This is a genomic window from Streptomyces chengmaiensis, from assembly GCF_029846775.1.
Lineage (GTDB): Bacteria > Actinomycetota > Actinomycetes > Streptomycetales > Streptomycetaceae > Streptomyces > Streptomyces chengmaiensis.
In genome coordinates this window covers 260,623-280,352 of record NZ_JARWBG010000005.1, presented here as the reverse complement: position 1 = coordinate 280,352, position 19,730 = coordinate 260,623, and the positions used below count along the sequence as shown (strand labels likewise).

At 68.2% G+C, this 19,730-nt stretch carries 12 protein-coding genes and 1 pseudogene; 11 read left to right on the top strand and 2 right to left on the bottom strand.

Translation table 11 applies throughout. From position 1 onward, the window contains the following. Positions 1–163: 163 nt before the first annotated feature. From pglX to QCN29_RS07555, 11 genes and pseudogenes are all read left to right on the top strand, one after another. Positions 164–1,234 (top strand): annotated as a pseudogene (pglX, locus tag QCN29_RS07605) (BREX-2 system adenine-specific DNA-methyltransferase PglX); the annotation flags it as partial. A gap of 23 nt (positions 1,235–1,257) precedes the next feature. Then, positions 1,258–5,151 (top strand): BREX-2 system ATPase PglY, encoded by a 3,894-nt coding sequence (gene pglY / locus QCN29_RS07600; protein WP_279926941.1) that lies wholly within the window; start codon positions 1,258–1,260, stop codon positions 5,149–5,151. Further along, complete coding sequence (pglZ, locus tag QCN29_RS07595) at positions 5,151–8,069, top strand: BREX-2 system phosphatase PglZ (protein WP_279926940.1); 2,919 nt, start codon at positions 5,151–5,153, stop codon at positions 8,067–8,069. The genes pglY and pglZ overlap by 1 nt, the downstream gene beginning before the upstream one ends. A gap of 121 nt (positions 8,070–8,190) precedes the next feature. Beyond that, on the top strand, positions 8,191–9,543 hold the full coding sequence (gene brxD / locus QCN29_RS07590) for a BREX system ATP-binding protein BrxD (RefSeq protein WP_279926939.1): 1,353 nt from the start codon (positions 8,191–8,193) through the stop codon (positions 9,541–9,543). A gap of 53 nt (positions 9,544–9,596) precedes the next feature. Continuing rightward, entirely contained in the window at positions 9,597–11,756 is a 2,160-nt protein-coding gene (locus QCN29_RS07585; RefSeq protein WP_279926938.1) for a DEAD/DEAH box helicase, read from the top strand. A 156-nt stretch (positions 11,757–11,912) separates the two neighbouring features. Next, positions 11,913–12,719 (top strand): hypothetical protein, encoded by an 807-nt coding sequence (locus QCN29_RS07580; protein WP_279926937.1) that lies wholly within the window; start codon positions 11,913–11,915, stop codon positions 12,717–12,719. A 6-nt stretch (positions 12,720–12,725) separates the two neighbouring features. Then, positions 12,726–13,889 (top strand): helix-turn-helix domain-containing protein, encoded by a 1,164-nt coding sequence (locus QCN29_RS07575; protein WP_279926936.1) that lies wholly within the window; start codon positions 12,726–12,728, stop codon positions 13,887–13,889. Positions 13,890–13,969: 80 nt separating this feature from the next. Further along, positions 13,970–14,854, top strand: a complete 885-nt coding sequence (locus tag QCN29_RS07570; protein WP_279926935.1) for a DUF5655 domain-containing protein — start codon at positions 13,970–13,972, stop codon at positions 14,852–14,854. Positions 14,855–15,289: 435 nt separating this feature from the next. Continuing rightward, positions 15,290–15,466: a hypothetical protein gene (locus QCN29_RS07565; RefSeq protein WP_279926934.1), complete on the top strand. Its 177-nt coding sequence runs from the start codon at positions 15,290–15,292 to the stop codon at positions 15,464–15,466. A 9-nt stretch (positions 15,467–15,475) separates the two neighbouring features. Continuing rightward, positions 15,476–16,687, top strand: a complete 1,212-nt coding sequence (locus tag QCN29_RS07560; RefSeq protein WP_279926933.1) for a JmjC domain-containing protein — start codon at positions 15,476–15,478, stop codon at positions 16,685–16,687. Then, positions 16,597–17,403, top strand: coding sequence for an aldo/keto reductase (locus QCN29_RS07555; protein ID WP_279926932.1), 807 nt, complete (start codon positions 16,597–16,599; stop codon positions 17,401–17,403). The genes QCN29_RS07560 and QCN29_RS07555 overlap by 91 nt, the downstream gene beginning before the upstream one ends. On the opposite strand, the gene QCN29_RS07550 is transcribed toward QCN29_RS07555, so the two are convergent. After that, positions 17,391–18,230: a hypothetical protein gene (locus tag QCN29_RS07550; RefSeq protein WP_279926931.1), complete on the bottom strand. Its 840-nt coding sequence runs from the start codon at positions 18,228–18,230 to the stop codon at positions 17,391–17,393. The genes QCN29_RS07555 and QCN29_RS07550 overlap by 13 nt on opposite strands. A gap of 120 nt (positions 18,231–18,350) precedes the next feature. Continuing rightward, on the bottom strand, positions 18,351–19,706 hold the full coding sequence (locus QCN29_RS07545; RefSeq protein ID WP_279926930.1) for a DUF317 domain-containing protein: 1,356 nt from the start codon (positions 19,704–19,706) through the stop codon (positions 18,351–18,353). Positions 19,707–19,730: the final 24 nt, after the last annotated feature.

Genomic DNA, 19,730 nt, shown 5'->3' with positions numbered 1-19,730 from the left:
CGCCAGCCACCAGGTCATCATGAACGGCCCCAGTTACCGACCGAACAAGCGGCCGAAGGGCCCCATCGACCCGAAGGACCCCACGGTCAAGTGACCGCCCCTCGCCCCAGGGGGTGGGGAATTACGTGACCACACCCCTGGGGAATTACGCGATCGTCGACAGCTCGCGCGCCGTGTCGAAGCCGGCGAGGCCAGCGAGGAGTGGTTCAACCGGCACGGATCGGAGCAGATCCGAGAGATCCCCGACCACTGGTCCGCCGACTATCGCGCCCTCGTCCAGAAGCGCATCGACGCCATCGAGTCCAACCGAGCCATCGGCATGGTCGAGCGCCCCGAGTACAAGAGGCGTTGGGCGACCGAGGGTTGGGCCGCGATGCGGCAGAAGGCGTTGAGGACCTGGCTGCTCGACCGGATCGAGGATCGTGCGTATTGGTTTGACGCGAACGGCAACCCGACCGTCATCACTCTCGGCCGCCTCGCTGAAGCGCTCTCCGCGGACGAGGACTTCACGTCTGTTGCCGATCTCTACGCCCCCCAGCAGGATCTCGCTAAGACGGTCCGTGAGCTGCTGTCAGAGGAGCATGTGCCGTTCGTTGCCGCGCTCCGCTACAAGCCCGCCGCGCTGAAGAAGCGGGCGGACTGGGAGCACGTGTGGGACCTCCAGCGCGAGGAGGACGCCGCGCCGGACGAGCTTGCCAAGCGGAAGGTACGTGAGCGGACGCCCGTGCCGCCGAAGTACACCGCGGCAGACTTCCTGAAGCCGAGTTACTGGCGTGCGCGCGGCAAGCTCGATGTACCCAAGGAGCGGTTCGTGTCGTACGGCACGGCCAACGCACAGTCGCCAGACCTGTACGGGTGGGCTGGCTGGGACCACTTGGAGCAGGCCCTCGCGCTCGCCTCCCACATCCAGCAGGCTGGGCTCGGCGAGGACGACCTCGTGCCATACCTGGCCGGGCTGCTTGAGCTGCAGCCGTGGCTGGAGCAGTGGCATGGCGAGTACGACCCGGAGTTCGGTGCATCGCCGGCCGCCGAGATTTTGGCATTCCGGCAACAGAAGCAGGGCGAGCTCGGGCTGACCGACGACGCTCTGCGGGCCTGGCGCCCGGCCGCGGCCACCCGCGGAGGCGCGAAGAAGGCAGCCGCGCCCAAGAGGCGAACGGGCGCGAAGGCCGCCGTCCAGATGTCCGTCACGGACAACGTCACCGATGCCGTCGCCGGCGCAGAGTCCGACTGATCAGGGCGAGGAGCTTAAACACCATGGCGTTCATGAGTAGGAACAACTCTCGCCCCGAGGACCGGCCGCTTCTGCGGGAGCTGATCGACATCCCGGAGTCGGTGTCCACCTCCGACTTCGTGCTGAAGCTGAACGAGGCGGTCACCGCCGAGGGGGCTGAGGCGGCCCTGAAGGACTACGTCGTCACCGACCGGCTGCTGGGTAACTTCGACGAGGCCCTGGACCTGATCAAGTCGGCGCTCGACAGCCACTCGTCGAAGGCGGCATATCTGCACGGTTCGTTCGGTTCCGGTAAGTCGCACTTCATGGCGGTGCTTTACGCGCTGCTCTCGCGCAACCAGGCCGCTCGGAACCGTAGCGAGCTCGATCCGGTGCGGGCCCGGCACTCTTGGCTCGACGCGGATGACCGTAAGTTCCTGCTGGTGCCGTACCACATGCTCGGCGCCAAATCTTTGGAGCAGCGGGTGCTCGGCAAGTACGTGGAGCACGTACGCAAGCTGCACGAGGATTGCCCGCTGCCGCAGGTCTACCGGACCGACGGGATCTTCGAGGACTTCGCCGAGCAGCGCCGCCGTAACGGCGACGACTGGGTGATCGCGCAGCTCGCCGATGCCGGTGGTCAGGAGGACGAGTGGGGTGATTCTTTCACCTGGACCAGCAGCCTTCTCGACGAGGCCATGGACGCGGTGGAGGAACACGAGAACACCAAGAGCCTCGATCTGGACAATCCCTCCACGCCGAGGGAACTGCGTGCCCGCCTCGTCCAGGACCTCACAAGAACGCTGTTCCCCGCCTTCGCGCGCAATGCTTCCGAGGACGCCAGCGGCTTCATCTCCCTCGACAGGGGGCTCAGCGTCATCGCGGCGCACGCCAAGGCGCTGGGCTACGACGGGCTCATCCTGTTCATGGACGAGCTGATCCTGTGGCTGGCCACTCTCATCCACGACCAGAAGGTGCTGGGCAGGGAATCCAGCAAGGTGACGAACTTCGTGGAGGGCGGTGACGAGCGGCGTGCCATTCCCGTGGTGTCGTTCATCGCCCGTCAGCGTGATCTGCGTGAGCTGGTCGGTGAGGAGATGTCGGGTGCCGCCGAGGCGGCAGTGCAGGACACCTTGAAGCTCAACGGCGGGCGTTACGACGAGATCGTCCTGGAGGACCGTAACCTTCCTCAGATCGCGCAGGCTCGTCTGCTCAAGCCCGTGCCGGGGGCCGAGGCGAAGGTGGACGCGGCGTTCGCCGAGGCCAAGAAGCTCGGCCCGGATGTGTGGGACACCCTGCTGGGTCACGACAAGTCCACCACCGGCGCGGACGAGGATGCTTTTAGGCGGACGTACCCGTTCCCGCCGGCGTTCATGGATACCCTGGTGCACATCTCTGCCGCGCTGCAGCGCTCCCGCACCGGCCTGAAGCTGATGAGTCAGCTGCTCGTCGACCACCGTGATGACTGGCGGCTCGGACAGCTCGTGCCGCTCGGCGATCTGTATCCGGCGATCGCGGGCGGCGGCGACAAGGCGTTCAGCGGGGAGACCAACGTCCACTTCGAGGCTGCCGACAAGCTGTACCGGGACAAGCTGCGCCCGTACCTGCTGAAGACCAACCAGGTCACCGAGGACCAGGTCGAGGCGTACCGACGCTCTCCCGAGAGCCTGGGCGACCCGCAGCTCGCGGCCCGTTGCCGCGACTTCACCGGCGACAGCCGGCTCCTGCAGACCCTCTTGCTGTCGGCGCTCGCGCCCAGCGTGCCGGCGCTTGCCGACCTCACGTTGGCGCGGCTGCACGCCCTCAACCACGGTTCCATCACCACGCGCATCGCGGGCACCGAGGTCGGCCGGCTCGAGCAGAAGGTGAAGGAGTGGGCGGCGACCTTCCCCGAGATCAAGGTCGCCGGTACCGGGCCGGGCGCGGTGGTCCGTCTAGAGCTCACCGGCGTCGACCTGGACGCCGTCCTCGCCAACGCACAGGTCCACAACAACCTGGGCAACCGGCGCGCCAAGATGCGCAGCCTGCTCAAGGACGCGCTCGGGGTTGGCGACGGGCCCGGAGGCTTCGACGCATACGACGTGCTTGACCTTGTGTGGAAGGGCACCGAACGACAGATCGAAGTGGTCTTCGGCCACGTCGCCGACGTCGACTCGCTGTCCGAGGCGACCTTGCGGCCCAGCCAGGACGACGCCTGGCGGCTCGTCGTCGATTTCCCGTACGACGAGGGCGAGTTCGGCCCGATGGACGACCTGCAGCGGCTGCGTGCCCTGCGGGAGAAGCCGGGCGGCGACTCGCGCACCCTGGCCTGGCTGCCCACACACCTGACCGACGCCTCCCGCAGTGACTTCGAGCGTCTCGTCGTCATCGACAAGGCCCTCGCCGACGAGGCCCGCTTCGACTCCGAATTCGCGCGCAGCCTCAACGCTGACGACAAGGCGCGCGCCAAGAGCATGCTGCAGTCGCAGCGCAACATCCTCACCGAGCGCGTCACCCAGGCGCTGCGGCAGGCGTACGGGCTCGCACAAAAGCAGGAAGGGGTCGTCGACCTCGGCTTCGACACCCACCTGGTCGCCCAGCAGGATGTGCCCGAGCTTCGGCTTCCGCTCGGTGCACCGCTGGACGCCGCCGCCCGCGACCTGGCTGGCAAGCTGCTTGCCCACCAGTACCCCGCCCACCCCGACCTGGACCCTGACGGCACCGGCAAGCCCGTGAAGCCTGCCGAGATCAAAACCGTCTTCGAGTACGTGCGCAAGGCCGCCGAGGACCGCGACGGACAGGTCGAGGTCGATGGCAAGGACCGCAAGACCATGGCGCGGATCGCGGGCGGCCTCGGCCTCGGCACCATGCGGGAGGCGTACTACCGGCAGTCCACCACCTGGCCTGACCACTTCACCAGCCAGGCCCGCCGGGACGGAACCGCCGAGCCGACTCTGGTCAAGCTCTCCGACTGGAGCGACCTTCCCGAGCCGCGCGGACTGCCCGAGCCGCTTCGCCGGCTGCTCGCCGCCGCCTACGCGGAGATGACCGACCGGGTGTGGGTGCGCGGCGGTGTCCCCGTCGAACCGGCACCCGCACCGCATGAGCTGAAGCGCGACTACGCCCTGCGCGAGCAGGCGCTGCCCAGCGAGGAAGACTGGACCGAGGCGCGCAAGCGGTACGAGACCGTGCTCGGGGACCGGGCGCCGCAACTGCGTCGCGGGCGGATCGTCAACCAGTTCGCCGGACAGATCAAGCAGGCCGCCGCCGCGCTCGCCCAGGACGCAGGACGGCTCGTCGGGGAACTGGAGAAGCACCGTTCCTTCCTGCGCCTCGACGACGACTCGCCCCGCCTCGTCCTCGCCCGGCGGGCGCAGGAGCTGGTGAAGTCGGTGACAGAGGTCGGCATAGACGCCAAGACCGTCGTCGACCGGATCGCACGCTTCGACCTCGGTGACTTCACCGCACACCGCTACGCCATGTCCCTCAAGGGCGCGGGGAAGGTCGCTGCCGCGCTGCAGAACACCAGCTGGGACCAGCTGGGCCTGGCCGACACCCTCGGGGTGGACGGCGCGGCCGTCCTGGAGCGGGTGCGAGATGCCGCCGCCGGCGATCCGGGAGACTACCCCGACCTGCCGGGCGTGTTGCAGGCCAGTGGACGGGAGGTGCTGTCCCTGCTGAGGTCCCGACAGACCACGGCCGAGCAGCCCCAGACCCCCGCCACCTCGTCGCCGAGCTCGGACGACGTGGACCTGATCGGCGGCTCCGCCCACCCACAGGTGCTGCCGGAGCCGGTGGCGCAGCCGGGGCCCCGCACGCCGTCTCGGCCCGTTGTCCGCTCCGGCGGCGGGCGGACCACCGCCTCGCGGGCTGCCGCCGAGCTGCAGGCGGAGATCGCGGCGCTCGCGGCCGAGAACCCCAACGCCACCGTCGAGGTCGTCTGGAAGGTTGTCGACTGATGTCCGACACCGTCACCACAGCGCCCGAGTCCGCCGGTCTCGCCCGGCTGCCGGCGGGGACCGTCCGCCAGTATCTCGCCGCCCGCAGCCGGCTTGGCGACGGCACGGTCCGCGTCCTGCTGCTGCGGGCCGATCCGGCCTGGGACGGGCCCGCAGTGCAACAGACAGCGGGCGGACTGCGGGCGCGCGTGGCCGTCGGGCCCTCGGTATTGGCCGTACACGAGCAGATCCTGGGCCATCTCGACGCGGCAACTGCCCCCGACCCCAAGGTCCTGGTCGTCCTCACCGACTGCGAGGACACCGACCTCGACCCCGGGCTGCTCGCCCGCGTCTACGGTGGCGGGATCCGGTCCGTCGACAACTGGGAAGTCGTGCAAGAGGCGTTCGACGCACGCGGTCTCGACGGGCGACTGCGCAGCGAGACCTGGGCGGCCGAAGCGCTCCTGGACGCGGCGGCCACCCGCGGCTGGCCATCGTTGGGTAAGGGAGTGCTCTCCCGAGACGAGGCGCTCACCCGGCTGGCCAGGCGCCGTCTCAGGATCGGTCGTCACGACACGGATGCGCTGGGCGGGCCGGCCGCACACGACGACGGAGATCGCATCGACCCCGTCGCACTGTTCCGATGGACCCTCACCCCTGGCGGCCCCGACCTCCTGCGCGACCTTCGCAGACCGGAACGGGCCGGCTTGGCCCGCTTCCTCGCCGAACCCGAACAAGGCGGCTCGACCGGAAAGATCATCACCGCCTTGGTGAACGCCGAACACGGGGCAGACGCAGCCGCCTACGCGGTCGTCTGCGCCGCCTTGTGGGGGCATGCGGAGGCCGACCACGACTTGTACCGGGCACGAGGGCGCGCCGAGCGTTGGCTCGGTGAACAGCCTCCTGCCCAGGGCGACGACCTCGACAGACTCCTGGCCTCCTTCGGATCCAGTGGCGAGGCGTTCGTCCGCGGGCTTGTCGACCGAGGCGAGCACCGGCTCGCCGACCCGGTTCTGACTCGGGCCGCACAGCTCGTGGCACAGTTCGGGGCACAGGCTGCCGCGACTGCCAGCCCGCTGCTCTCGGCCGGACTCGATGCCCGCTTCACCGCGGCTGGTCGTGCCCTTGCCGACGGCGGCACCGACACGATCACCGCTGCCGTCATCGCGCTGGCCGACCATGCTCTGGCCGCCGACGGCGCCACCCGCGCGCGAATCGAGCGGGTGAGGATGGCGGCGCGCTTGCGGCAGTGGCTCGACGGCTCGCCTGAGGCCGATATCGCCTCGGTCGCTGACGGCACCGCCCGCCAGATCTGCGAGCTCGGCTGGGTAGACCGGGCCTTGGAACACCTCGAAGCGGGCGGCGACCCGGACGACGTACTCGCCGACGCGTACAGCCGGATCGGCGCGCAGGTGCGGGACAAGCGCCGCGAGCTGGACCGTGCATTCTCCGAGCGGCTCGCGGTGTGGACCGCGGGTGGCACCGCCCCCGGCGCCATGCTCACCGTGGAGAGCTTGCTGGACCGTGTTGTTGCACCCGTCGTGGCCAGCCCCGGCCGACGGGTCCTGCTCCTGCTCGTGGATGGGATGAGCGCGGCGATAGCTGCGGAGCTTGGCGAAGAACTCCGGGGACAGTGGGCGGAGTTCGACCCACTGCCCACTGTGGCCGGACCGCCCGTCCGGCGTGCCGTGGCTGCCGCGCTGCCCACCCTCACGACCGTATCCCGGACTTCGTTGTTCGCGGGCACCCTGATGAAGGGCGACCAGAACGACGAGAAGCGGCTCTTCCCCCAGCACTCCTGCTGGAACGGGGCACCGGCGGTCGTCTTTCACAAGGACGACCTGCGCGGCCCCGACACCGGCTCGCCGTTCTCCACCGCCCTCACCGAAGCCCTCGCCGATGAGCGCACCCATGTCGCGGTCGTACTCAACACGGTCGATGACCGCCTCGGCAAGGAGCAGAAACTCGGCGACGGCGCGTGGCGGGCCAGAGAGATCGGCGGTCTGGAACCGTTGCTGCGGGCTGCCCGTGCGCATGGCATGACCGTGCTGCTCACCTCCGACCACGGCCATGTAGTCGAGCGGCGCGGCACCAAGCTCGACGCGGCCAGCGGCACGATTGGCTCGGCCCGCCACCGCACTCCTGGTGGACCCGTCGCCCCGGCCGAGATCGAGCTGTCCGGACCTCGGGTGGTCTGGCCAGAGCCCGGATCGCGGATCGTCGCGCTGCGGGACCACGACACCCGGTACATCGCACTCAAGGCCGGCTACCACGGCGGGGCAACTCTCGCAGAGTTCACCATCCCGCTCCTCGCCCTGCTTCCCTTCGGCGCCGAGCCGCCGATCGGATGGCGGGAGCTGGGCGACCCCACGCCCTCCTGGTGGACGGAGGACGGCGAGGGCGGTGCCGCAGTCGAGGCCGGCGCCAAGAACGAAGCTGACGCAGGTGCCGTGCCCGACGCCTCCGTGGCGAGCCCGCGCCGCAAGCAGACCAGGAAGGCCGCCCCGGCCGCGCCCGAGGGCGCCATCAGCTTGTTCGGCGAGGACGAGGTGGCGCCCCCCACACGGCAGGAACCCGCCGAGTCGGCGGCCGAGCCTGAGAGCGCGCCCTCCTCCAACCAGTCCGAAGACCCTGCTGTCGCTCTGGTCGAGCGCCTCATGGCCACCGAGCTGTACCAGGCACAGCTGGAGCTGCTCGCCCGTAAGCCACGCGACAAGACCGTCCTCCCGAAGGCGCTGGCCGCGCTCGTTGAGGCCGGCACCTTGCCGATGACTGCTCTTGCCGAACGAGCGGGCCAGCCCGCCACCCGTGCGCCGGGCTTCGCAGCGACCCTCGCCCAGCTCCTCAACTACGACGGGGCTCAGATCCTGGAGATCCTGCCCGACAACCGCACCCTGCGCCTGCACCGCGCCCAGCTGATCGAGCAGTTCGGGCTGTGAATCGGCGTACTGCGACTGCGACGTGCGGGCCGGTTTCCCTGCCCGCCTGGTCCGCGTGTCGGCGGTCCGGCGTCCGCATCGACGTCCGGCCAGGTGGGCGGCCGGATGGGAGACTGTTCGGGTGAACGCGTTTGGATCTTCAGTATCCGGGGCCGCCACCCCGGTCGGCGCTGTGCGGCGGCGCGCCGTGGTGGACGCGCTGCGGCGCGGCGCCGTCCCTGAGAGCGGCCTCGACCTGCTGGCCACCGGCCTCGGGCGCTTCGAGCAGGCAGTCGACGAGGAACTGGAGACTGTTGCTGCCGGCGGCTCGGTGTTCAAGGCTGTGCGCGGTGAGTACGGATCCGGCAAGACCTTCTTTACCCGCTGGCTCGGCGAACGCGCCAAACGACGCACCTTCGCCGTAGCTGAAGTGCAGGTGTCGGAGACCGAGACCCCGCTGCACAAGCTGGAGACCGTCTACCGGCGACTCACCGAACGCCTGACCACCGCGAGCTTCCCGCCCAGCGCTCTGCGGCCGGTCGCCGACGCCTGGTTCTATGCACTGGAAGAGGATGCGCTCGCCGACGGTGCGAGCGAGAACGAGCTGCCGCAGGCCGTGGAGAGGCTGCTCACCGCCCGCCTCGCCGAGGTCTCCCGGCACGCACCCGCGTTCGCCACCGCCCTGCGTGGATACAAGCAGTCCCTGGACGCCGGAGACGAGGCCACCGCCGCCGCGGTCATGGCCTGGCTCGGTGGCCAACCACACGTCGCCGCAGCCGCCAGGCGCAGCGCAGGGGTCCGCGGCGATCTTGACCACTTCGGCGCCTTCGGTTTCCTGCAGGGCCTGCTCACCGTGCTCCGGGATGCTGGGCACGCCGGACTCGTCCTCGTCCTGGACGAAGTGGAGACCCTGCAACGGGTCCGCTCCGACGCCCGCGACAAGGCACTGAACGCGCTCCGGCAGCTCATCGACGAGGTCCACTCCGGCCGCTTCCCGGGCCTGTACCTCGTCATCACCGGCACGCCCGCCTTTTATGACGGACAGCAGGGCGTACAGCGACTCGCGCCGCTCGCCCAGCGCCTTGCCACCGACTTCACGACCGATCCTCGCTTCGACAACCCTCGGGCTGTCCAGATCCGGCTGCCCGGATTCACCGAGGAATCACTGACCAGCCTCGGTGCCACCATCCGTGACCTGTACGCGGAAGGCTCCCGGTCTCCTGACCGGATCAAGCAGCTCGCCGACGACGCGTACCTGACGGACCTGGCGCGGGCAGTGGGTGGGGCTCTCGGCGGCAAGGTCGGAGTGGCACCACGGCTGTACCTGAAGAAGCTGGTCGGGGACGTGCTCGACCGGATCGACCAGTTCACTGACTTCGACCCGCGCACGCACTACAAGCTGACAGTGGCCAGCGGCGATCTCACCGCAACCGAACGGAACTTCGCCGCACCCGCGCCAGCCGCCTCTGCGGACGACCTCGACCTCGAGATCTGAAGTCCCATTCTCCGAAGACCCAAACTCTGACGACCAGCGCAGGAGTCACAGACGTGCAGGATCAGCCGCGCGGCACCGACCCAGTGGAACGCCTCGACCCGGTCGTCCTGCACCACATCATCAACACGCTCGCGTGGCCAGACCTACGCCCCCTGCAAAAAGCCGCCGTGCACCCGCTGATGGACGGCGAGGACGCGATCCTGCTCGCGCCTACCGCAGGCGGGAAGACGGAGGCCGCCACCTTCCCCATGCTGTCCGCAATGCGGGAGAAACGCTGGACCGGCACCTCCGTCCTCTACCTGGCCCCGCTCAAGGCGCTCCTCAACAACCTGGTGCACCGAGTCGATACCTACGCCCAGTGGTTGGGACGCCGAGCCGCCCTCTGGCACGGCGACACCCCCGAATCCGTACGCCGGCGCATCCGCACCGAGTCCCCCGACTTCCTGCTCACCACTCCCGAGTCCCTCGAAGCGATGCTCATCAGCGTCAAGACCGACCACTCGCACATGCTGGGCCGGGTGCGTGCCGTCGTCGTCGACGAGGTGCACGCCTTCGCCGGGGACGACCGCGGCTGGCACCTGCTCGCCGTACTCGAACGCCTGGAGCGACTGGCCGGCCACCGGATCCAACGCATCGGCCTCTCCGCCACCGTCGGCAACCCCGACACCCTGCTCACCTGGCTACAGGGCGCAAGCCCCGCCGACCGCCCTGGCCGAGTCGTCGCCCCCGGCGTCACCCTGCCAGCGGCCAGCGCTGCTGCAGCGGAAACCCAAGATCTCCCGCGCCCCGCAGGAGAGGTGGAACTTGACTACGTCGGATCTCTCGCCAACGCTGGCAAGGTGATCTCTGCCCTGCACCAGGGCGAAAAGCGGCTCGTCTTCTGTGACTCCCGCAAGCAGGTCGAGGAGCTCGGGGCGGCACTACGAGCCCGCGACGTCACCGTGTTTCTCTCCCACGCCTCCCTCTCCACCGACGAACGCGCCCGCTCCGAGCAGGCATTCGCCGAAGCACGCGACTGCGTCATCGTCTCCACCTCAACCCTCGAACTCGGCATCGACGTCGGCGACCTCGACCGCGTAATCCAGATCGACTCGCCCAGTACCGTGGCCTCTTTCCTGCAGCGCATCGGCCGCACAGGCCGCCGCACCGGAACCTGCCGCAACTGCCTGTTCCTCGCCACCCGGCCCGACACTCTCCTCCAAGCCGCCGGCCTGCTCACCCTGTGGACCCGCGGTTGGGTCGAACCCGTCACCCCGCCCCCCTCGCCCCGCCACCTCGTTGCACAGCAACTCCTCGCCGTCACTTTGCAGGAGCACCGCCTTGGCGATCGCTTGTGGCCCGAACAATGGAACGGCCTTGCTCCTTTTGACCGCTCCGCTGCCCCTCTCCTGTCCCACCTCGTCGAAGGCGGCTTCCTCGACAGTGACGGAGGCATGCTGTTTATCGGGACCGAAGCCGAGAAGCACTTCGGCCGACGGCACTTCATGGAGCTGACCGCCTCCTTCACTGCACCGCCCGAGTTCACCGTGCTCGCCGGACGCAAGGAGATCGGCACCACCGACCCCACCGTCCTCACCGAGGAACGCCCAGGCCCGCGCCGCCTGCTTTTGGCCGGCCGCAGCTGGCAGGTCACCTTCATCGACTGGGCCCGACGCCGCGCCTTTGTCGAACCCGTCGAAGACGGCGGCATCGCCAAATGGCAGGGAAGCGAAGCCCGCGGCCTCTCCTACGCCCTCACCCGGGCCATGCGCGATGTTCTCCTTGGTACAGACCCGGACGTCCGCCTCACCCGCCGCGCAACCGCCGCCCTCGCCGAACTTCGCATGGATCGTGCACCCCACGAAGTACACCCGGCAGGCACCCTGCTGGTCCGCGACGCCGATGCCACTCGCTGGTGGACCTGGGCCGGCTACCGTGCCAACGCAACCCTCGCAGCCTCCCTCGGCAAGCTCGCCGACCCTGTCCAGCGCCCCACCGACACCCACGTCCGACTTCGCCAGGACCTCGCGCCCGAGGACTGGAAAACCGCCCGCGCGGAACTCCCCGACTCCCTCACCCTGCCCACCGTCGACCCGCGTGCGGTTCGTGGCCTCAAATTCTCAGCCGCTCTCCCGCCCCGACTCGCCACCACCACGCTGGCCGAACGACTCGCCGACCTAGAGGGCGCCCTCGCCGCTGCCCGCGAACCCGTGCGCCTGGAATGGGGCGGCTGAACAACCCAGATCAGGACCCGCCGCCCGCTGACAGTGGTTCAGCTCGAGCAACTTGGCGAGCCTCCCGGTTCGTGTTCCCGCTTGAGGAACGACACGCACAGGACCCATCTACTTGATTTTCGCGCAGAGATGGGCGGCTTCTGCTATCGTCGGCGTGTGGAAATCACTCTGCAGCAGGCATTGAGTGATCTCCGGCAGGCGGGTGCGCTGGAGATCATCCGGGATGTCGCGCGCGAGGTGTACGCGACCAACGCCGACCGTCATGACCCCTCGCATGGGGATGACAACGGCACCTTTGCCCAACTGGTCTGGCGCAACATCGCCAACCTCTCCTTCCAGAGGCTCAACCAAGCAGGTATTCCGGTCCGCAAGGTCGCCGGCGGAGCGATCGAGGTCATCTCAGGGCCGTGGGTCCTGAGGATCTACAAGTTTCCGCTGACTGCACCTGGCAAGGTGCGGGACAAGCTGGAGCAACTGAGCTGGGACGGTAGCGTTGCGCGGCTCAGGGGTGCGGTAGCGAACAGTGCGATGAACGACCAGCTGACCTTCGATCAAGACCCCGACTGGGCCGAGAGCTTCGCTGAAGCCGTTCGCCAGGGCCACGTGCGGGTCATGCACATGGGCGACCCCGAGACGGGCAACTGTGTCATCGAGGTGGGTCTCCCGCGGGACAACCGCGAGGGTGGGTCGCCTTGGCTTGATGGCACGGTCGAGATCCACAATGATCTCCAGGTCGGCCTTCCGGCTCCCCGCTCGGCCGAAGACGTCATGGTCGAGCAGGAAGGGTTGCCCCCAGAGGTCAGCACGGGCGTGGACCGCAAGCTGCCGGAGCCGGGCATCGACGAGAGCCGTACTGCCAAGGAGGCTTCGAAGGCGCCCGCCTACAGCGACCTGGACGAGCACGAGCTGCCGCTGCGGCGGCGTACTGAAGAACCGCGTGAAAAGCGCGAGAAGACAGACTGAGAGATCATGCCGACACCGCTGCGAGGATCGAGAGGCGCTGAGCTCGCCTCCCGCTCCTTCGAACCTGAAGCTTTGACGACGGCCCGTCAGCTTCGAGGACTCCGCAAGAACGAGCTCGCCAAGAAGGTCGCGCTCACGCCAGCGGCGGTTAGTCAGTACGAGTTGGGCCAGAGCCGTCCGTCGGCTGCGGTGGTTGCACAGCTGGCCATGGCATTGGGAGTGCCGGCCACATTCTTCGCAGCCGGCCACCCGCACCCGACCGTGCCCAGCGCTGCCCACTTCCGGAGCCTTCGGGCAACGACTCAACTGCAACGGGACCAGGCTGTCGCATTTGGCAAGATTGCATGGAGGTTGGTTACCACAATTGAGCACTATGTGGAGCTGCCTCCTGTTGCGCTGCCTCGCCTGGCATTGCCGTCCGAGCCCAGCCGGGCGGACATCGCAGCCGTGGCACGGGACGCTCGAGATGCGCTAGGGGTTCCCACGGGACCCATTCCCCACATGACGCGGCTTCTGGAAGCTCATGGCGCGGTAGTTCTGGAGCTTCCAGCAATGTCCGAACGAGTGGACGCCTTTTCTCACTGGTACGGAAGCAGGCCCATGGTCTTCCGTAATCCTGCCAAGAACGACAGGGCTCGCTCTCGGTTCGATGCCGCACACGAGGCCGGGCACTTGGTCATGCATCTTGACGCAGAGCCCGGTAGCCGGATCATCGAGAACCAGGCGCATGACTTTGCGGCGGAGTTCTTGATGCCGAGTGCGGAGATCCTTGCGGAGCTACCGCAACGGCTCGATTGGGAGGCGCTCTACGCGCTGAAGCGGCGTTGGGGAACGTCGTTGAAAGCAATCGTCTATCGCGCTCACGCTCTCGGCGCCTTCCGCGATGCAACGTATAAGCGCGCGATGATGATGCTCTCCCAGAACGGGGATCCGGAGCCGTGCGACTTGGGTCCTCGGGAAGCCCCTCTCCTGCTGGAGAGGGCAGTTCGCCTCTGCGAGGAGACGGGGGTGTCGTTCGACGAGCTGGTTGCTCGGTCGGGTCTTCCCTTTGAGCTCGCGAACGAGGTCTATGCGACGGCCACGATGACCCGTCCCCGCCTCGCTCTGAGTGTTGATGAGGGAGATGTGGCGACGGACGGGCCCGAGGTGCTTCAGCTTTTTCCGGGCTAAGCGTCTAATGGCCAGCGTCGGAAATAGATCCGACGGCTCCCACTGTTGAATACCGGCGGTACTGGTGTATGGGAGGGGTGGTGTCGAACCTGAAGCTCTACAGCACGAATGGCGGTGTGACCGAGGTCGCACCGCGTCTTGCCGAGTTCGAAACAGATGTGCAGAGCCTTGTCGAGGCCAACATGGAAGCGCTGCTTGGGGTTCGCTTTCTGGCAAGCGAGTACAGCACGGGACCAGTCCACGGCGGTCGCATCGACTCGCTCGGTCTCGACGAGAACGGATCCCCCGTCATCGTTGAGTACAAGCGGGGCGTTGACTCGGGTGTTATCAACCAGGGTCTGTTCTACCTCAGCTGGCTCATGGATCACCGGGCGGAGTTCGAGCGCCTGGCCCGCGACCGGCTCGGGGCCACGGCCGCGGCCCAGGTGCTGTGGAGCGGACCGAGGCTGATCTGCGTTGCTGGCGACTTCACCCGCTACGACGTCCATGCCGTGCGCGAGCACCGGCGCAGCATCGACCTGGTACGTTACCGGCTCTTCGGCAACGACCTGCTCGGCCTTGAGACCGTGGCCTCGGTCAGCGGCCGGTCGCAAGTCACCCGACACGTTCGCCGACAGGGGACCGGGCCTGGGGGCGGCGGCCACGGCATGGCCCTGGTTGAGCTGGCGCACGCGGTCGACGAGTCGCTGCTGGGGCTGGGCGAGGGCGTGAACTACGTCCAGCGCAAGATGTACCGGGCGTACCAGCGCCTGCGGAACTTCGCCTGCGTGTGCCCGCCGCAGAGGACCAAGCTCCTCGTCTATCTCAAGGTCGACCCGAAGCAGGTCGACCTCGTTCCTGGGTTCACCCGTGACGTGACGGGTCTCGGTCACCACGGCACGGGCGACCTGGAGGTGCAGCTGCGCACCCTCCGGGATGTGGAGCGCGCCCAGGAGCTGTTTCGCATGAGCTACGCGGCGGCGTGAAGCGCTAACTAGTCCTGGCCGATCACGTCTCCACGCGTCGATTCGATCGTCGTCTCGGTGATGCCTCTCGACGTACGGGCAGTTAGTGGCGGTGGACCATGAATCATCGGCGGGATTGCCGGTTTGGCTAACCGGCAATCCCGCGCTACGTTGCCCCGCTGACGGGGCTCCGATGTCCTGCCTTTCGCCGCCATGGTGAGCGCCGTGGTTGTCGCTCTCGCCCTCGCTCACGCTCCCGGCCGATGAATCACACGCCTTCCGCCCAGCCCAGACCAGACAGTCGTCCAGGCGGAATCAGGGCCTCGCCTCCTCCCCTGAGAAGGGGCAAGAGCATCCCCCAGCACTGTCCGAATCCCGCCCTACTGCCACGCGGTGGACGCGGGTTAACTCAGACGTTCGCCCAGAGCTGGGTTGGAGAACTGAGAGGAGAGCTCGATGGCAGACAGGTCATCCACACAGGTGGCGGGGACCAGCCCCGCGCTTCTGATCGCGGTGGAAGAGCTGGCGACTGCGCATGACCGCAGCGAGTCCGAGCGGTCCGACATCACCAGCTCGCAGAACAGCGCGGGAGATGACGGCGACAACCGCGACCTGAACCTCCCGAAGGAGTAAGGGGAACCCATGGAGCACCGGCTCGTCAGCTACATCGAGAAGGCTCTCGGCTGGGACGGGCCGGGTTCCGTGGGGTCCGCGTTCGCGCGCGGCCGTCTCACGGACCCGGAGTTGCCCGCACGGCTGTTGACCCCGCTCAGACTGCTGGACCTGATCAAGCGCCGCCATCTGGCCAATCCGCAGCTGCGCTGTTATGCCGAGGGCGACGAAGTGCACCCGTCCACGTTCCTGTCCACCAACGTCAACCGGCGCAGGCAGGCCGTGAGCCAGGCGGATATGGCGGCCCTCGGACGAATCCTTAACGACGGCGGCACCGTGGTCCTGGATCACGTGGACTTCTTCGACCCGACGCTGGAAGTCGCCTGCCGGGCCCTGGGCTGGTGGTCCGGCGAACTCACCTCTGCCAACGCCTACCTAGCGGTTGGTGACACCGACGGATTCCATCTGCACTGGGACGACCACGAGGTCATCGCCGTGCAGCTTTCGGGTGAGAAGTCGTGGGAAGTGCGCGGCCCGTCGCGGCCGGCGCCGATGTACCGCGACGCGGAACGCAACCGCACGCCCTCCGAGGAAGTGCTGTGGAAGGGCACGATGCGGACCGGGGACGTCATGCACATCCCACGAGGCTTCTGGCACACAGCGACCCGCCTTGGCTCGGGGAGTGGTGGACACTCCCTGCACGTGACGTTCGGTTTCACCAAACGGACCGGTGTCACCTGGGCCAACTTCCTCTCCGATGCCGCCCGCGCCGACGAAGCGTTCCGTCACGACCTGGAGGGTGCCCAGGGCATCGCACACCAAGCGCTGAGGGATAAGCTCAGCGCCCTAGGTGCCACCTACAGCCCGGAGCGGTACCTGGACGAACTGCGGTCCAGCACTCCGCCCGCACGCCACATGCCGCACGTGGCCGCCTTCGGGCGGCCGGACGGAGTCGCGGCCGTCACCGAGTTCGCGCCCTCCATCGTCCGCTCCGGTGACACTGTCCAAGTGTGTGGTGGCGGCAAGCGGCTGACCTTCCACGAGCGCGCAGAACCGAGCCTGCGTGCGCTCCTGTCGGGTCACCCGGTTTACCTCGATGGCGCCCCCGACGACATCACGACGTTGGCCGACTTGCTGATCACGGAGGGGCTGTGCGAACCGCTGACGGAACTATCGTCCTCGGGCTACACCGGTCTGGTCACGCCCGTGACCTACTCGAAGCAGCCGCCGACCTCGGTGTAACACGCCTCGACACCGCGTCCAACTACCTCAGCCATCGTTCCCACGAGGTCCTGAAGACGACGGCCGGCGATCTTCTGCCGAAATTCTCGGTCTCCACCAAGGTCGGGTTTTTCCCCGAGGGACACAGCCTCGCTCCCGCCCGGCTCCTCGCAGCCGCCGAGCAAGCCATCAAGGACCTCGGGCGGGAGCCTGATCTGGTACTTCTCCACAACCCAGAGCACTCGGCACCCCACGCCGAAACGCTGGAACAGGCGTGCACGGCCCTGGCCGATGCAGCACAGGCCGGGCTCTGCCGTTCCTGGGGCGTCTCAACCTGGGATCCGCGCTCCCTCATGGACTTCGACGTGCCAAGCCCTGATGTCCTTATGGTCCGAGCGGGGCTGCTGGTCGGGGTCGAGGTCCTCGAAGCAGCCGAGGCCCTGGCCATGAGGTGGTGCCCATCGCAGGTGTGGGGCATGAGCCCCTTCGGCGGAAGTACGGTTGAGGCGGTTTGGGAACGCTTCGATCCGAGGATCTTCCTGCGAAACTCCCAGTCCGCCACGAAGATCCAGGCTGCCTTCCGATCCTCCTACGGCCTGCCCCGGGTCAACGCGGTCGCGGTCGGCACAGACGACGTCGCCCATCTGCGGGAGCTGACCGAGGCCCTGGCGTACGAGGTCGACGAGAACGTGGTCCGGGAGTACAGGCAGCTCCTCAAAGCCCGTCAGCGCGCCTGAAGTTCCTGCAGCAGCTGCTCCGCCATCTTCCTCGCGGGGACCAGGCGGGGGTCCTCGGGATCGGCGTAAGGGCCGAGGATCTTCGCAGCGACGAACAGCGTCATCAGCATGCCGTCCCGGCTCTCCAGATCCTCACGCCGCTCGCTGCGAACGCGGTCTGCCAGCGCTGGGACGGCGAGGGAGGCCCCCCACAGATTTGCCGCGTCCAGGCCGCGAGGTGCCATGCCCCAGTCCTCCCAGTCGAACACACAGAACACCGGCGCCGTGATATTCGCCCAGTTGAAATCCGCATGGGCCGGCCGCCATTCGACTACGGCCGCATCGACACCCGGGAACACGCTGTGGATCGTTCCCCTGACCAGGTCCTGAGTGAGGGTCTCGGTATCCGGTGTCGCGATACGGTTTGTGTGCTGCGCGGCCAGGGCATCCAGCGAGGCGTTCAGCGCATTCCACCACTCCTCGGGCAGCTGTGGATCCTCCGCCACCACGGCGCTGCTCACTGGCGCCGCCGGCAGCACCTCCGTCTCGTCCGCCCGCCACATCACTGGCTCCGTGTCGTCCCGCCACGCGATGCCTGTGAGCCAGGCCGGTTTCGCGATCCCGCGAAGGGCCTCGGCGGACGCGGTGCCATCCCCTCCCTGGACCCCAATCCGATCGAGTCCGCGCCGCTCGATCCGCACCCACGTATTGCGGTCCGTACGCGCCCCCAGAGACCGGCGCTTGCGCACTACAGCCTCCCGGCTAAGGCGCACTCCAAGCGACCGTTCGACACGGTCCAGCACGGCTTCCACGGGCTCCTTGCGCAGGTCCACTGAACGCGGTGTCATGCGCCCGAACGTACCAAGTCCCAGCCACGTCCCGAGGTAGATTCGGGGCAAGGCGCACAGGTGTAGTTGACCAAAAGATCGATCCCGTGCTGCCTCTCTAGGTGAGGTGCGGGTGAGGGCTCAGAGACCGCGGCTGATCGTGTGCCCGGTCGCTGGCGGGGAGATAGCTGGCGGCGAGGGTCGGAGTCGGACGCTGAGGGGGCGCCTTGCGGTATTGGTGCGTCGGGTGCCGGTTCCGTGGGTGAGGGTCTTGGAGAGGTCGGCCAGCAGCGAACTTGGGGTGTGCGGGGACCCGGTGAGGGCCCAGGTGGGTCGGTCGGGACTTAGGCCGGCCCAGACGGTCCAGGTGGCGAGGTTCTGGCTCGGATGCTGGGCGGCGAACGCGTCGAACCGGACCCCCGCGTCCCCGGCGGGGGAAGTCCACCCGATCCATCGCCCGTCCACCGTGTGCTTCCACCCGGCCTCGGAGAGGGGCTGCGTGGCGGCGGCGACGGTCTTCTCGTCCACCGGGGCACCGACGGCCGTGTCCCAGCCGTCGCCGTCTGCGAGGTGATCCAGCAGTTCCTGGAGCACTGGGGCCGGAGTGGCGCCGGTCGCGGTGAGGACCCACATGCGGTCGGAGACGGGCGTCGCGTACGCGGCGATGGTCCAGGCGGTCTCGCGGGGGTGGGCTTCGTGGATGCGCTCGATGCGCAGGGTCTGGGATTCGTGGACCGCGTGGGTCGTCTCGTCCGACCAGGTCCGCCACTTCTCCCAGTCGCCGTGGGTGTCGAGGAACGCCTCCAGCAGAGCATCGTGGTCGCCGGCATCAGCCGCGTACGCGGGGACCGTTTCCGGCGGCTCAGGTTCGGTGGCGGGTGGGGACGTTTGGGCTTGGGCGGCGGCGCGTTCGGTGTCGGTCAGGGGCGCGGGGCCGGGCCGCATGGCGGCGCCGTGGACCTTCTCGAAGGCGACCAGAGCTTGGGCTGGCGAGTTGAAGGTGTCGGCGACCTGCCGCAGGTGGTTCTGGCCGTGCAGATAGACGCTCTTGCCGCTGCCAAGGTAGGTGCCGACCGCGACGGTGGTGTGGCCGTCCTCGGCGTGGGCGTGGATGAGGAGCTGACCATGGCGAATGTCGTCATGGATCTTCTGGGCCGCGTCGGAGACCTCGCGGATTTCGCTACGGGTGCACCAGGGCATCGGATAGTCGGCCCAGGTCCATTCTTCGTCCATGGCTTCTCGGAGCCGCGCGGTGATCTCGACGCTGACCCCGTCAGCGGCCAGTTGCTGGGCCGCCTGTTCGGCCCAGTAGGGCTCCTCGTGATCGATGCGGGCCAGGACCAGGGTGTTCTTGGCTACGACGGTCCAGTTGGCGGCCTCCAGGCCCACGTGGGGGATGTGGGCCTGGGAGCCGGTCAGGACGGCGGTCACGGCGCTGGGGTGGGTGGGGTGGGTGTCGAGGCGGACGTACGCGTCGATGGGCAGGGCGGTGGTCACGTGGGGGTGTCGTCTCCTGTGCCG

Bases quoted from the DNA above. Each gene is read 5' to 3' on its own strand.
- QCN29_RS07565 (WP_279926934.1), top strand. From the start codon at position 15,290: ATGGCAGACAGGTCATCCACACAGGTGGCGGGGACCAGCCCCGCGCTT.
- pglY (WP_279926941.1), top strand. From the start codon at position 1,258: ATGGCGTTCATGAGTAGGAACAACTCTCGCCCCGAGGACCGGCCGCTT.
- QCN29_RS07550 (WP_279926931.1), bottom strand. From the start codon at position 18,230: ATGACACCGCGTTCAGTGGACCTGCGCAAGGAGCCCGTGGAAGCCGTG.
- QCN29_RS07575 (WP_279926936.1), top strand. From the start codon at position 12,726: ATGCCGACACCGCTGCGAGGATCGAGAGGCGCTGAGCTCGCCTCCCGC.
- pglZ (WP_279926940.1), top strand. From the start codon at position 5,151: ATGTCCGACACCGTCACCACAGCGCCCGAGTCCGCCGGTCTCGCCCGG.
- QCN29_RS07560 (WP_279926933.1), top strand. From the start codon at position 15,476: ATGGAGCACCGGCTCGTCAGCTACATCGAGAAGGCTCTCGGCTGGGAC.